At 68.6% G+C, this 13460-nt stretch carries 14 protein-coding genes and 3 pseudogenes; 9 read left to right on the forward strand and 8 right to left on the reverse strand.

From position 1 onward, the window contains the following. Positions 1 to 7 precede the first annotated feature (7 nt). Positions 8 to 1057: a zinc-binding dehydrogenase gene (locus tag ACIBJC_RS29205; RefSeq protein ID WP_399297506.1), complete on the forward strand. Its 1050-nt coding sequence runs from the start codon at positions 8 to 10 to the stop codon at positions 1055 to 1057. A gap of 485 nt (positions 1058 to 1542) precedes the next feature. On the opposite strand, the pseudogene ACIBJC_RS29210 reads toward ACIBJC_RS29205, so the two are convergent. Further along, positions 1543 to 1839 (reverse strand): annotated as a pseudogene (locus ACIBJC_RS29210) (transposase); the annotation flags it as partial. 171 nt (positions 1840 to 2010) lie between these two features. Here ACIBJC_RS29210 and ACIBJC_RS29215 point away from each other — a divergent pair. Beyond that, a complete protein-coding gene (locus tag ACIBJC_RS29215; protein ID WP_399297508.1) occupies positions 2011 to 2361 on the forward strand; it encodes a DUF4333 domain-containing protein in 351 nt (116 codons plus the stop codon). A 57-nt stretch (positions 2362 to 2418) separates the two neighbouring features. Here the strand turns inward: ACIBJC_RS29215 and ACIBJC_RS29220 are convergent. Further along, positions 2419 to 2556, reverse strand: a pseudogene (locus ACIBJC_RS29220) (Lrp/AsnC family transcriptional regulator); the annotation flags it as partial. Between the two features lie 46 nt (positions 2557 to 2602). Between ACIBJC_RS29220 and ACIBJC_RS29225 the strand changes: the two are divergent. From ACIBJC_RS29225 to ACIBJC_RS29235, 3 genes and pseudogenes are all read left to right on the forward strand, one after another. Further along, positions 2603 to 2780, forward strand: a pseudogene (locus ACIBJC_RS29225) (MFS transporter); the annotation flags it as partial. 112 nt (positions 2781 to 2892) lie between these two features. After that, a complete protein-coding gene (locus ACIBJC_RS29230) occupies positions 2893 to 3156 on the forward strand; it encodes a hypothetical protein (RefSeq protein WP_399297838.1) in 264 nt (87 codons plus the stop codon). A gap of 439 nt (positions 3157 to 3595) precedes the next feature. After that, positions 3596 to 4174: a dihydrofolate reductase family protein gene (locus ACIBJC_RS29235; RefSeq protein ID WP_399297510.1), complete on the forward strand. Its 579-nt coding sequence runs from the start codon at positions 3596 to 3598 to the stop codon at positions 4172 to 4174. Between the two features lie 874 nt (positions 4175 to 5048). On the opposite strand, the gene ACIBJC_RS29240 is transcribed toward ACIBJC_RS29235, so the two are convergent. Further along, positions 5049 to 5978: an NADP-dependent oxidoreductase gene (locus ACIBJC_RS29240; RefSeq protein WP_399297512.1), complete on the reverse strand. Its 930-nt coding sequence runs from the start codon at positions 5976 to 5978 to the stop codon at positions 5049 to 5051. Between the two features lie 75 nt (positions 5979 to 6053). On the opposite strand from ACIBJC_RS29240, the gene ACIBJC_RS29245 reads away from it, so the two are divergent. Both ACIBJC_RS29245 and ACIBJC_RS29250 read left to right on the forward strand, forming a co-directional pair. Beyond that, positions 6054 to 6464, forward strand: coding sequence for a winged helix-turn-helix transcriptional regulator (locus ACIBJC_RS29245; protein WP_399297514.1), 411 nt, complete (start codon positions 6054 to 6056; stop codon positions 6462 to 6464). 287 nt (positions 6465 to 6751) lie between these two features. Further along, positions 6752 to 7012: a hypothetical protein gene (locus ACIBJC_RS29250; protein ID WP_399297516.1), complete on the forward strand. Its 261-nt coding sequence runs from the start codon at positions 6752 to 6754 to the stop codon at positions 7010 to 7012. A 113-nt stretch (positions 7013 to 7125) separates the two neighbouring features. On the opposite strand, the gene ACIBJC_RS29255 is transcribed toward ACIBJC_RS29250, so the two are convergent. From ACIBJC_RS29255 to ACIBJC_RS29265, 3 genes are read right to left on the reverse strand one after another with little or no spacing between them, the layout of a single operon-like run. Further along, positions 7126 to 7545 carry an arsenate reductase ArsC gene (locus tag ACIBJC_RS29255; RefSeq protein ID WP_399297518.1) on the reverse strand — a complete coding sequence of 140 codons (420 nt, stop codon included), beginning with the start codon at positions 7543 to 7545 and terminating at the stop codon, positions 7126 to 7128. Further along, positions 7538 to 8653 carry an ACR3 family arsenite efflux transporter gene (gene arsB, locus ACIBJC_RS29260; protein ID WP_399297520.1) on the reverse strand — a complete coding sequence of 372 codons (1116 nt, stop codon included), beginning with the start codon at positions 8651 to 8653 and terminating at the stop codon, positions 7538 to 7540. Before arsB ends, ACIBJC_RS29255 begins: the two co-directional genes overlap by 8 nt. Next, positions 8650 to 9051 carry an ArsR/SmtB family transcription factor gene (locus tag ACIBJC_RS29265; protein WP_399297522.1) on the reverse strand — a complete coding sequence of 134 codons (402 nt, stop codon included), beginning with the start codon at positions 9049 to 9051 and terminating at the stop codon, positions 8650 to 8652. The genes arsB and ACIBJC_RS29265 overlap by 4 nt, the downstream gene beginning before the upstream one ends. A 101-nt stretch (positions 9052 to 9152) precedes the next feature. Between ACIBJC_RS29265 and ACIBJC_RS29270 the strand changes: the two genes are divergently transcribed. After that, complete coding sequence (locus tag ACIBJC_RS29270) at positions 9153 to 9593, forward strand: TetR/AcrR family transcriptional regulator C-terminal domain-containing protein (RefSeq protein WP_399297524.1); 441 nt, start codon at positions 9153 to 9155, stop codon at positions 9591 to 9593. A gap of 443 nt (positions 9594 to 10036) precedes the next feature. Here the strand turns inward: ACIBJC_RS29270 and ACIBJC_RS29275 are convergent, their stop codons facing one another. Then, positions 10037 to 10600 (reverse strand): TetR/AcrR family transcriptional regulator, encoded by a 564-nt coding sequence (locus tag ACIBJC_RS29275; protein ID WP_399297526.1) that lies wholly within the window; start codon positions 10598 to 10600, stop codon positions 10037 to 10039. A gap of 546 nt (positions 10601 to 11146) precedes the next feature. On the opposite strand from ACIBJC_RS29275, the gene ACIBJC_RS29280 reads away from it, so the two are divergent. After that, positions 11147 to 12211, forward strand: a complete 1065-nt coding sequence (locus tag ACIBJC_RS29280) for an aldo/keto reductase (protein WP_399297528.1) — start codon at positions 11147 to 11149, stop codon at positions 12209 to 12211. Positions 12212 to 12530: 319 nt separating this feature from the next. On the opposite strand, the gene aroQ is transcribed toward ACIBJC_RS29280, so the two are convergent. Next, positions 12531 to 13076, reverse strand: coding sequence for a gamma subclass chorismate mutase AroQ (gene aroQ / locus ACIBJC_RS29285; RefSeq protein WP_399297530.1), 546 nt, complete (start codon positions 13074 to 13076; stop codon positions 12531 to 12533). Positions 13077 to 13460: the final 384 nt, after the last annotated feature.

A 13460-nucleotide genomic window follows, 5' to 3' on the forward strand; every position in this document is an offset into this window, starting at 1 on the left:
TCAAACGATGGGTGTGTCCGATGCCATGCGTGCGGTGCGCATCACCGAACACGGAGGACCTGAGGTTCTTGAGCCGGCCGAGGTGGCCGTGCCTGCCCCTCAGGCAGGGGAGGTGCTGGTCCAGGTCGGCGCGGTAGCGCTGAACAACACCGACCTGTGGACCAGGGAGGGCGCCTACGGCCGTCCGGACGACCCGAAGGCGCTGTCGGGATGGCGAGGCCCGATCGATTTCCCGCGCATCCAGGGCGCCGACGTGGCCGGCCGGGTCGTGGCCGTCGGGACCGGAGTGGAGGGGAGCCTCATCGGACGCCGCGTGGTCGTCGACCCCGCGATCTACGACACCGAAGGGCCGGACGCCAACCCGGTGGGACTGATGGGGAGCGAGCGCGACGGCGGATACGCCGAGTACGTGACAGCGCCGGTAGCGCGCGTGCACGACGTGACGGAATCTCCGCTCACGGACGACCAGCTCGCGACGCTGCCGACCGCCTACGGCACGGCGCTGGGCATGATCGAGCGAGGCCGGCTGCAGAGGGGAGAGACCGCCCTGGTCTCGGGAGCCTCCGGCGGCGTCGGCCTCGCGCTGGTGCAGATCGCCCGTGCGCGCGGCGCGAAGGTGGTCGCCATCAGTAGCGGACCCAAGATCGATGCGGTGCGCGAAGCAGGCGCACACGAAGTCATCGACCGCGCGGGAGACATCGCCGGGCAGATCCGCGCCGCCGCCCCGGAGGGCATCGACGTCGCACTCGACGTCGTGGTCGGCGAGCTGGTGAGCGAGGGGCTGTCGCTGCTGCGCGAAGGGGGCCGGTGGGTCATCGCCGGCGCACTCGGTGGCTACGACGTGACCTTTGATGTGCGCCGCCTCTACCTGCACAACGCCCAGGTCATCGGATCCGCGATGCACACGCCCACCCACTTCGACCTCCTCATGAACCTGGCCCGTCGGGCAGAGGTCCAGCCCGTCATCGCCGCGACCTTCCCACTGGACCAGGCCGCTCAGGCCCAGGAAGAACTCTCCCGCAGGGGGCACGTGGGAAAGATCGTCATGCACCCCTGAGCCCATGCTGTTCTTCATCCACCAGGATCGTCCGGGCTTGCCGATGGCCTTGAGGGTCTCGGGGCGTTTGAGGGTTTTGCCGACGTCGTAGCGGCGTGCCCGGTGTTTGTTCTTGGAGCCGGGTGGCCGTCCGGGGCCGGTGCCTCGGAGTTTGGGAACACGGATCGGGCAGGCGAGGTGAACGCGGATGTTCCTGAACCCTCGGCGGACGGGGACGCGGACGCGGACGCGGGCCGGGGCGAGCGGGTCGGAGGCGGCGGGTTTCTCCCAGTTGGGATGAACTGCGAGGCTGTCTTCGCCCGGCCGTAGACGTGGCAGAACAGGCGCTCCGCCGAGCACGGGACGTCCGAACGAAGCCATGGCGACACATCGACCGCCAGGGTCTTTCGTTTGGGGTCCGGCTGGGTGAGGGAGCGCCCGCCGCGGCAGCGGCTGATGTCACTGCGGGCACGCGAGCCCAGCAAGATCCAAACGAGAGGCCCCAGGACCAGACGCGCGCCGTCGAAGCGCGGCAGCGGCAGCCCGGCCGGCACCGTCCGCAGCCGTTCGGTGTCGATCCGGCCGTTGTTCAGGCCGCCGTACATCGCTCCGTGCCCACGACGACGCTCGGGCACCAGGGTCACGTCCACCGGGGACTTCACCGCACCGTCCGCACACAGCACCGCGTCCGCCAGTTCGAACAACTCGTCGCGCCGGGCGGTCAGACACGTGTAGGCCTCGCCCCGGAAGCGTGACGTCTCCGCGAACGCTTCCCTCCGATCAGCATCTGGCAGCAGACTTATCCTCACGGCCTTCGTCGTGGTCACGTGCACCTTGGCCGGAGCACACGATCAGACGAAGGCCGCCCCCACGTCCGGCGAACCCCCGGGTGAGCGACCCAGTTCGAGACACCATTCGAGGACCGTCACCACAGGGGGTTGTATGAGCACGGACAGCCGGATAGGACTGTCCGCGTGACTGAGCAACGCAGCTTCGCCCGTACCGTCATCGCGCTCTCCCTGGCCCTGATCGCCTGTTGTGCGCTCACTTTCACCATCATGCTGCTGGCCGGGAGTCCCGCCGTGCAGCCGCAGCGCGTCCTGGATCAGGACGCGCTGGCGCGGGCCGTGCTGAACAACGTCAACTCCGCCGACTTCGCCAAGCCCCCGACCATCGACGATGTCAGCTGCCCCGCTTCCATCCCCGTCGAGGCGGGCCGGGCGTTCGAGTGCAACGTCGACGGCGTCGGCGACGGCAACAGCAGCGGCCATGCCTGGGTCAAGGTGAAGATCAAGGACGATCAGGGCGACCTCTCACTGGGCTGAGGAACGGCAGAGCGAGCGGGACCGCAGCCGTGGCATCGGGGCCGTACCTGCCCCTGTGACTCCGCGGGCGCGCAGTGCGCGGACGCGTTCGAGGCAGGTCGACGGGGCGATGCCGAGGGCGCGGGCGAGGTCGCGGTTGGTTTGCCGCGCATCGAGCTGCAGATGCCGGACGATCGCCGAATCAAGTTCGTCCATGCGGCGACTATGCCCCGCGTACCGAATTCCCTTCGGCCGGCCTCGTACCATCACGTTCATGGGCATGGGGCCGGCTCCGCTCGGCTCTCTGCGGCGGATTCCTCGCTGAGGAGTGGGGGTTGCGCACCAGCCTCCTGGTGACGGCCGCAGGCATGATGCTGTCCCCGGCGGTGCTGGCGTTGTCCCCGCTCGCCCGCCTGGGACGGGCGCTTCCCGGCCGTCCCCGGACGCGTCGGAGACCCACCACCTTCCTGACTCCCACGAGACCACCCCTCCGTGCAACCGATGGGGCCGTACGTGTCGTCGGTCCGGTGGACGCGCGCCGACCGCTGTCCTGTGCGCCGGCAGCGACCACCCGCCGAGCAGCCGGTGGGGGGCGGTCACGGCTGCGGTGTCGGCCTGCTGGAGCGGCAGGAGCTTGCGGCCTGTCGCCGTGTGGAGGAGCTGCGGGAGAAAGCCGGCCGGATCCCGGCCGAGCCGGCCGCGGCCGAGCACGACCGGCAGGAGTGGGCGATCGCTCGCAGACGGGTTGACGTGGTGCCGGCTTCGGACGGTGACGGCGCCCTGCTGACACGCGGGGTGTCCAGCATCTGCCGGTGACCGTACCCCTCCGGCCGGCCGCCGCGGCCTTGCGGCCGGGCCAGGCAGCGGGAGCAGCGGCCGGGTCCGGGACCACTCGGCCTCCGTCATGTCCGACGGGTACCGCCGCTCACGCTCCGCGTGGTCACCGGCGTTGCCGTACTGGTGGGCGAGGCATCCACACGACGAGCCGGTCGAGTCGACTCCACCCGGGAGGACGCGTACAACTGCGGCAACAGGGCCTCCCGGGGCTCGGATCGGACGGATCGCACCCACCGAGCTGCCAGGGGCCCTGCTTCCAGGCCCGGCCCCCGCAGCGATCACCGATAGAGACTCCCGTTCGACGAACACCCCTCAGCACAACAGCTTCCTGCACGTCCGCCGTCAAACAGCGATGAGTTTCGCCGTGACGTCCCGTCTCAATCCACGTACCCGCTCCACCACACCCGAGGAGAGCATCATGACCGCCACCTACACCTTTGACGTCTTCTCCACCCTCGACGGATACGGCCGCCCCAGTAGTCGCGACTGGGGCGGCTACTGGGGCAAGCAAGGCCCCGAACTGCTCGACCGCCGCCTCTCCCTGTATGAGGCCGAGCAGCGGATGATCTTCGGGGCCGCCACCTATCGGACGTTCGCGCAGGTACTGACCCCGGTCTTCGAGGAGTCAGGGCGTGACCCCTGGGTCACCCGGATGATGAACCTGCCCGCGACGGTGGTGTCGACCACCCTGGACGGACCTCTCGACTGGCCGGACGCGACCGTCGTGAGCGGTGACGCCGTCGACATCGTCGCCCGGCTCAAGGAGGAGTCCGAGGTGCCGTTGCGCTCGCACGGCAGCATGTCGCTGAACCGGACGCTGATGGCCGCCGGCCTGGTCGACCGCGTCCAGGTGACACTCTTCCCTGTGATCACCGGTCAGACCGGTGATCACCCGATCTTCCAAGGTGCGGCCGACTTCGACCTCGAACTGCTCGACAGCCGAACACTCGACGGCAGCATCCAAGAACTCACCTACCGGCCCACCCTGCACGCCTGAAGCCATCCACACACCCCCACCCGGCCGGGGCGAGCGTGCGACTCCCACCCACCAGGATCGATAGAGCAAGGCTCGTACGAGCCGTTCGACAACACACTGCCGGATCACCCTCCCGGCGAAACACACTGCCGGCACTCAGCGAGTGCACCCCTCCGCATGCCTGCGCTGACGAGGCCCCGCAGAGCCGGGGCCCGGCGCGTACTCCTCTCTGCGGCAGCCGGAGCAGGTCACCCACTGGTGGCCTTTGTCGTCCTCTTCGATCCGCACCTCCCCTCGCCCCGCACTCCGCAGGACCCTTCCAACCACCTTGCGCCTACGTCCCATTGCTTCACCTCTTCCGATCGGTCCGCCCCTCCATGATGGGACGGCCCACCCCTGACGGACCAGGGCAAAACCCGCCCCGGTGAGATGCCGGCCGAGGCTGCCCGCAGGCCCGCGAAGCGCGGCCACGGTGGGCGATTCATGCGGCCGGACGTAGCCCGCGTCACCTTCGGCAGGCCGCCCGCACTGCGCGCCTTCAGGGCCACGCCCACCCAGGCGCGCGGCCGGAGCCCGTTCGTCGTCACGGTCTCGGTCGACCCCGCAGCAGTCGGAACCGCCACCATGGCAAGGGGGAGGGCACGGGGCGGCCCGAGTGTGTCCGCCGCCCGGATCAGTCGCCAGGGGGTCGCAGGGCAACGGAATCTCAAGAGAGCCAAACGGTTGGCTGGACATGTGGCGGTGACTGTTCCGTAGGAAACGGTGGCGTCGTGGTTGTCCAGCGGCTTCTCCTGGAGTCGAGCCGCCGCGTCGCGGATCTCTCGCCTCATCAACTCTTGCCGCGTCGCCACAGGTTGGAAGTCGCCGGCCGTTCATCAGTGCCCCCACGACGGGATCAGACGGTGACGACGAGCTTGCCCTGGAGGTGACCGCCGTCGAGCAGTCGGTGCGCGTCGGCGATGCGCTCGAACGGGAACGTCTCCTGCACGTGGACCCGGAGTCTGCCCTGTTCGACGAGTTCGACGAGACCTCGCATGGCGACCGGATCGGGGTCGACCGCGATGCCGCTGAAGCGCATGCCGGCCGCCTCGTACTTGGCGGTGAGCGCCGGATCCCCCTCGGCGACCGCCGTCACCAAGTGACCGCCTGGGCGGAGCACTTCGAGCGACCGCTCGACGGTGTCGCCGCCGATCGTGTCGAGCACGACGTCGATGTCGCGGACCGCCTCGGTGAAATCGACCGCCGTGTAGTCGATCACCTCGTCGGCGCCGAACCCCTCGACGAACTTCCGCTTGCTCCCGCTGGCGGTCGCGATCACGTGCGCGCCGAGCGCTTTCGCGATCTGGATCGCGACGTGGCCGACCCCGCCGCCACCGCCGTGGATCAGGACGCGGTCGCCCTCGGTCACGCCGGCGAGGTCGACGAGGCCCTGCCACGCCGTCAGCCCGACGACCGGCAGCGCCGACGCCTCGACGTGCGAGAGCGACGCCGGCTTGTGTGCCAGGTGCAACGCCGGCGCCGACACGACCTCGGCGTACGCGTTGGCCGCCCGCGGGAACAGCGGCATCCCGAACACCTCGTCGCCGGGCCTGAACCGCCAAGTCCCCGGCGCCTGTTCGACCACGCCGCTGATGTCCCAGCCGAGGACGAACGGCGGCCGGCCGATCAGCGGGAACTCTCCGGCACGCAGACGCGCCTCCAACGGGTTCAGCCCGATCGCCTTGACGCGGACGAGAACCTCGGTCGGCAGGGGCCGGGGCTCGGGCGCGTCCACGATGGTGAGCACCTCGGGACCGCCGAGCGTCTGCTGGGTGATGACTCGCATGACTCTCCTGTGCTTTGGAGGGGGTGAGAACCCAGGCTATGTTTCCGACAGGAACCAGCAGGTACCGTTGGCGCCATGAGCGGTTTCGGTCCCGGTGATCCCTTTCTCGCCGACTGTCCAGGGCGTCTGACGGTCGAGCTGATCGCCGACAAGTGGACGGCGGTCGTGCTCTACGGCCTCAGCGAGGGCCCGGTGCGCCATGGCGAGCTGATCGAGCTGATCGGCGGCATCTCCCGCAAGATGCTCACCCAGACGCTCCGACGGCTCGAGGCGCACGGACTCATCCGCCGCCACGCCTACGCCGAGGTGCCGCCCCGCGTCGAGTACGAACTCACCCCGCTCGGGGCGACGCTGATCGATCCGATCCGCATGCTGACCGAGTGGGCGAGGGCGAACGGCGACGCGGTGCTCGATGCGCTCGACGCGCATCCCGAGCCGGTCGCCCCTGGCGACCGAGGCCTTCGCCAGGGCGTGTTTCGAAAGTAGTGCCGTCCGCCCGTAGGGCGGGGCTCGCGGCGTCCGGTGCACTGCACTCGCTCCGCTCGCTCCGTCTCGGCACACTGAACTGTCCTTTGGACGCCGAGCGCGATCGCAAGGCGGAGGATTGTCAGCCCCGATGGCCTGGACGTGCGTGGACGACTCCGACAACGCAGCGAGCGTGCCAGGCGTAGCGGGTCAGGCGGGACTTTCGAAACACGCCCTGGGCTTGTTCTTCAACCTCGGTCGCTGATGCCTCTGTCAGTGCGGGGCCCTATCCTCCGGGAGTGTCACGGATGGGGCAGGAGTTGTTGGTGCAGATCGCAGGGATCGACCTGTATGTGAATCACCCGGTGATGGCTCTGGGGGCGACCGAGTGGATCCCCACCACACTCGCTCTTCCGGGACGACTTCTCCGACTGGACCTCACGCTGACCGCCGAGCACCGACGCGGGCACGGCGCGATGTACGACGCCCTCAACTACGGGAACGTCGATGTACCGCGGCCGTGGCAGATGCTGACCGGGCTGCCAGCAGGCGCCTGGTTCCAAGCCTGACACCTGGGGCGAGCCTGACGCCGCGACCGTTCAGGTCACCGACCGCTATGGCACCGCTCGCGCGAGGGTCTGGGACCGTATCCATCCCCGGCTGACCACTCGCCGGCACAGGATCACCGCGCGGGAAGGAGTTCGGCGAGCAGACCGAGGATGCGCGTTTCGATCGCGTCGCGAATCGGGCGGACCGCATCGACACCCTGACCGGCGGGGTCGGCGAGCTGCCAGTCCAGGTACTGCTTGCCCGGGAAGACCGGGCAGGTGTCACCACAGCCCATCGTGATCACGACGTCGGACGCCTGGACCGCCTCGACGGTCAACACCTTGGGCACTTCGGCGGACAGGTCGATACCGACCTCGGCCATCGCCTCGATGACAGCAGGATTCACGGTCCGGGACGGGGCGGACCCGGCCGAGCGGACCTCCACCCGGCCTCCGGACGTATGCGTGAGGAAGGCCGCGGCCATCTGCGAGCGACCGGCGTTGTGCACGCACACGAACAGCACGGACGGCTTGCCGGAGGTGGTGTCAGACACGAGCGGAACCTTCCTCAACGGCCGACGGGGCGCCTGCCGGAGCCGGTCGGGGGAAGAACCGGCGGGCGGCGAGGGCCACATAGACCAGGCCGATCAGCACCGGCACCTCGATGAGCGGACCGACAACGCCGGCCAGGGCCTGGCCGGAGGACGCACCGAAGGTGGCGATCGCCACGGCGATGGCGAGCTCGAAGTTGTTGCCCGCCGCTGTGAACGCCAGTGTCGTCGCCCGTGGGTAGTCCAGGCCGACCGTCTTGCCGATGGCCATGGACCCGGCCCACATGATGGCGAAGTACACCAGCAGCGGCAGCGCGATCCGTACCACGTCGAGTGGCCGGGAGGCGATCGCCTCGCCTTGCAGGGCGAACAGCACGACGATCGTGAACAACAGGCCGTAGAGGGCGAACGGGGCGATGCGGGGGACCAACGCGGTCTCGTACCAGTCTCGGCCCTTGGCCTTCTCACCCATCGTGCGGGTCAGGAACCCGGCGACCAGCGGGATGCCGAGGAAGATGAGAACGCTGCGGGCGATCTCCCACACCGACACGTCCAGGGCGGTCTGTTCCAGGCCGAGCCAACCGGGCAGGACGGAGAGGTAGAACCAGCCCAGCGCGGCGAACGTGACCACCTGGAAAACGGAGTTGAGTGCGACGAGCACGGCGGCGGCCTCACGGTCACCGCAGGCGAGGTCGTTCCAGATGATGACCATGGCGATGCAGCGGGCGAGCCCCACGATGATGAGGCCGGTCCGGTATTCGGGCAGGTCCGGCAGGAAGATCCAGGCGAGGGCGAACATCACGGCCGGGCCGAGTACCCAGTTGATGATCAGCGATGTGGTCAGAAGTCGTTTGTCGCGGGTGACCGTCTCCAGGCGGTCGTAGCGGACCTTGGCCAGCACCGGATACATCATCACCAGCAGACCGAGCGCGATCGGCAGCGAGACACCGGTGACCGTCACCTTCGCCAGTGCGTCACCAAGGCCCGGTACCAGACGGCCAAGCCCGAGCCCGGCGGCCATCGCCAGGAGGATCCATACCGCCAGGAACCGGTCCACCAGCGACAGGCTCCCGGCCACCGAACCGGCCGGGACGGCGGCCGAGTCGTTCACGAGGCCGCCCCGACCGACTCGCTCGCTGAGTGGCGATCGGACCCTCCGGCGCGGGTGAGGGCGGCAGCGAGCCGGTCCGTCATCGCGGGCAGAAGCCGGTAGTACACCCAGGTCCCGCGACGTTCGGAGTCGATCAGCCCGGCCTGCTTCAGCAGCTTGAGGTGATGGGAGATCGTCGGCTGCGACAGATCGAAGGCCGGGGTCAGGTCGCACACGCAGATCTCCCCGCCCGCCCGCGAGGCGATCATCGACAGCAGGCGGAGGCGGACCGGGTCGCCCAGCGCCTTGAACACCTTCGCCAGTTCCACAGCCTGGTCCTGGCTCATCGGCGCGGTCAGCAGGGTCGGGCAGCAGCCCGCCTCGTCCTGGCCGAGCACCGCCAGCTCTTGTTTCGACATACTTCTATATTGACGGTATTCAATTCAAGACGCAAGGTTGCATCGAGAAATATCAATGCAAGTCGCTTCGCACCCCGACCCACCATCAAGGAGTCACCGCCATGACTGAGCAGAGCACTGACCTGCGCGAGACCGTACGTCGGCGCTATGCCGCAGCCGCCGTCCAGGTCGTCGAAGGCGGCACCGCCTGCTGCGGCCCCGCCTCGCTCAAACGCATGGACGAATCCGCGGCCGCGGTCCGCGCGCTGGATGCCGACAGTGCCGTACTGCGCGCGCTCATCCTCGCGGTCGACACGTTCACGCTCGGCCATGTGATGGCCGAACTGTCGGGCGGCATCCGCCGCCGCACCACCGAGGCCGTCCACACCGCCCGCCGCGAGGCCGGCACGGAATACGTCCAGGCGCAGATCGACGCCGGCAAGCTCCCCCACCTCGCCGACACCGGTTTCTCCGAACTGCTCTACAACGACGATCCGGAGGCAAGCTTCGAACTCGGTCTCAACTGGCTGCTGACCGGCGCCGCCGGGTCGATCGCGCGGTAGCGGCTGGAGACCTCGGCGAGTTCGGAGATCGTTCGCGTGCCGCGGCTCAGAGCGTCGCGGGCGAGGCTCATTCTTCACTGGATCGGACAGTCCAGCGGGGTGGCTCCGACTCGCGAACATCTACGTCGACGGAGGACAGAACCAGATCTGAGAACTTGATCTCGATCCTGAGGCGTTGACCACCCCGGCCTTTCTCGCTGATCGGCGAGAAACGTCAACCTCTGGGCTGCCGCTGCTTTCTCGTTCCTCACGTCCTCGACGCGCGGTGGCGGGACCCTTCGGGCGGGCGGGCCGGAACGGGCATCCCGAACCGCGCGAGTTCTGCATCGACTTGATCCGTGGGGTCCGGCGACGGGGTGCTGCCGGTGTGGGTCCGCCCTCGTCGGCGAGATGGATCGTGCGGGTCGAACCGGCACACGGTCGAGCGGGCCTCCGTAAGGCCGTCAGTGCGGTCTGAGTCCGTCGACGACGATGGTGAGCATACGGTCGAGTTGGGCGCGCTGCTCGGGCGCGCCGGCCACGGAGAGCACGCCGGCGAGGATGCCGCCGACGTCGACCGGATCGATGTCGCCGCGCAGTTCTCCTGCTTCGGCGCCGGCCTTGAGCACCACCCCCAGGACTTGCTGGACCTCATCGCAGACCGGTCCGGTGCCGAAGCGTCCGGAAGCGCTCATGGCGACCAGGGCTTCGCAGATGCCGCGCCGTTCGCCCGCCCACTCGGCGAAGCGGCGCATCCAGGCATGGAGGGCCTGCGCGGGCTGTTCGGTTTCCAGGAGGACTCGCGCGTCATCGCGCAGAGGGCGGATCTGGTCGCGGTAGACCTCTTCGACCAGGTCCTCCCGGGTGGGGAAGTGCCGGTAGAGGGTGCCGCTTCCCACGCCCGCGCGTTTGGCGATCGCGTCCAGCGAGATCGCCTTTCCGGAGGCGAAGACCTCGGCGGCCGTGGCGATCAGGTGCTCTCGGTTGCGTTGGGCGTCGGCGCGCAGGGTGCTCCGTGGAGGTGTCATGGCCTTCGCGATCGGGAGTGTCGGGTTGGGGCGTGGAGGACGAATCGGGGACCTCTCCGGTTAGTGTACAGTGGTGTAACCGGGGACCTCCCCGCTTAATGGTGGCGCCCGAACCCTGTCCGCTCGACGAAAGGCCCCGCCATGCCTGCAGCGCTCATCACCAGCAGCACGACCGGTATCGGCAGCACGACCGGTATCGGCGGAGCGACCGCCGAACTACCGCACGCCCGTGGCTATCAGGTTGCTGTCACCGGACAGAACCCCGATTCCCTCGCGCGAGCAGGGCCCGAGCTTCCCGGCGACGTACTCGTCGTCCAAGTCCGACGCACGCGTTCTGGTCGACACCGACGTTTCTCGTGGCGACGGTGTCCGAGCGTTTCGGGTTTCTCGACCTGCTGTTCCTCAACGCCGGGATGCTCCCCCGTACCGGTTACCGGTGGGACGGGGGAGTCGTTCGACGAGCAGGCCGACGTCACCAAACCCGGGCGAGCCGACCACCGGTCCGCGCCTCTCGAACGCCACGAACCACGACTACTGGAGAACACGATGCCACTCACCCTCGACACCTACCGGCAACTGGGGCGTTCCGGCCTGCGGGTCTCGCCGCTCGCGCTCGGCGCGGCCACCTTCGGCAACGACTGGAACTGGGGCGCGGAGCGGGACGAGGCGCGGAGGTTGTTCGACCTCTACGTCGAGCGCGGCGGAAACTTCATCGACACAGCGGTCACCTACACCAACGGCACATCGGAGCGCATGCTCGGTGAGTTCGCCCGGGACAAGCGAGACAGCCTGGTCCTGGCCACGAAGTACACGACCCTGCGCCGACCTGACGACCCCAACTCCGGTGGTGCGAGCCGGAAGAGTCTCTTCGGGGCGGTCGAAACCAGTCTGCGACAGTTGAACACCGACTACATCGACCTGCTCTACCTGCATGTGTGGGACTCCACCACACCCGTGGAGGAGATCCTGCACGGTCTGGACGACCTGGTCCGTCAGGGCAAGGTCCTCTATGTGGCCATCTCCAACACCCCGGCCTGGCAGATCTCACGCCTACAGACGATCGCCGACCTACGAGGCTGGTCGCCGCTGGTGGCACTGCAGTTGGAGTACAACCTGCTGGAGCGTACCGGGGAGCGTGACCTCATCCCGATGGCGCGGGAGCTGGGGCTGGGAACCGTTCTGTGGTCGCCGCTGGCGGGAGGGGTGCTCACCGGCAAGTACAGCCGCCAGGACCTGACCACGTCGCCGTCCGGCCGGAGCGACAGCGCCCGCAAGAGTCTCAACCTGGCCCTCGGCGGATTGACCGAGCGCAACCTCGCCATCGTGGACGTGGTCAAGGAGGTCGCCGATGAGCTGGGTCGCACGCCGGCTCAGGTGGGGCTCGCCTGGACCCTGCGGAACCCGGGGGTGACAGCGCCGGTCATCGGGGCTCGAACCGCCGAGCAACTGCGGGAAAACCTGGGGGCTCTGGAAGTCGACCTCACCCCGCACCAGGCGGCTCGTCTGGACGAGGTCAGTGCGATCGACCTCGGATTCCCGCACGCCATGCTCGCGAGTGACCACATCCGCGTCCAGACCCGCGGCGACCTGAAGATCCAGGCCCGCCGCTGACGATCGAGCAGAACGCCAGGGGTGGCATCACACCTGCCCCTGGCGACTCCCGGCACGACCACGGCGGCCTGCCCGCATCGGCGCGACGCCCACCACCTGACGATCGTCGGGACGATCCTCCCGGCCTCCACGGCCTGGCGACGCACACTGCCCTGGCTACGCACACTGCCCTGGCGAGGCAGCGCCCTGGACCACAACGGCCGTCCTCCCACGCCGCGTTACCCCACATCGCGAAGCGTGGGAGGACGGCCGTCCCGCACGCCTCCAGAAGCGGAGCCTCTCGCCGGGGCGGGTGACGCGCGAGGTGGAGAATTCAAACTCAGCCGGCACACACCGGTTTGATCGCACCCCACAAGGCACGCTCGTGCAGACGGTCGAGATCGTACTGGTGGTCGGCGGTCTTCTCGGCGCGAACCAGCGCGACATGGCACCGGAGAGTTCCGCCGCGCAGCTTCTGCTTGGCCACCAGTTGGTCGATGAACTCAGCAGTGATCCGGTCCAGCTCGGGACGGACCTCGGTGGCCAGGTCGGGACGCTCCGTCGGTGCCTGGTCCGGATGCTCGGTCCACAGGTCGTACAGTCCCTGCTGCACGACCTTGCTCATGTCGATCTGTGCCCGGAAAAAGTCCACGGTCTCACCCGTGTCCAGACCGGCTTCGATGGCGAGGGCCGTGGCCTGGTCGAGCACCTGTTGCTCCCGCGCCGGGTCCTCGATCGGCGTATCGGTGCCGAACTTGGCCGCGGCGACCTTGTTGGCGAGCAGGATCCGCTCGGCGGCGAGGCCGACCAGTGAGGTCAGCTCGCTGCCCGGCGCCACGCTCGGGGAGGAGGCCGCCGTCGCGGGTGTGGCGCCGGCCAAGAACACCCCAGCGGTCGCCAGCGAGGAAAGCCCGACACGCAGCGATCGGGAGGAAGTACCTTCAGCGAACATACGGAATTGCCTTTCTTACGGGCTGTGCGGCAGCGCAGCCCTGATCATGTCGACCACACCGGGGAGTCGGGACCGACTGCCGGTACAGCCCCCTCTCGGATGCTTCGCCTGGACAGTGTTTCCGGTTCCAGCGGGAGCAACGAGCTCAATCACTCGGTCGGATGAGCGCGGCTCTCGGCTGTGCGGAGTCGCGGGTCAGGCTGTGAGCCGTCGGTTGCCTCGGCAGGGCTCAGGCGTAGTGGTATGACGCCCAGCTCTCAAGGATGACAACGGGATCGCTCATGGTTGGGTTCAATCGAGGCGCTCGCGTGGATCGGG

The sequence above is a fragment of the Streptomyces sp. NPDC050509 genome, assembly GCF_044457965.1.
GTDB lineage: Bacteria > Actinomycetota > Actinomycetes > Streptomycetales > Streptomycetaceae > Streptomyces.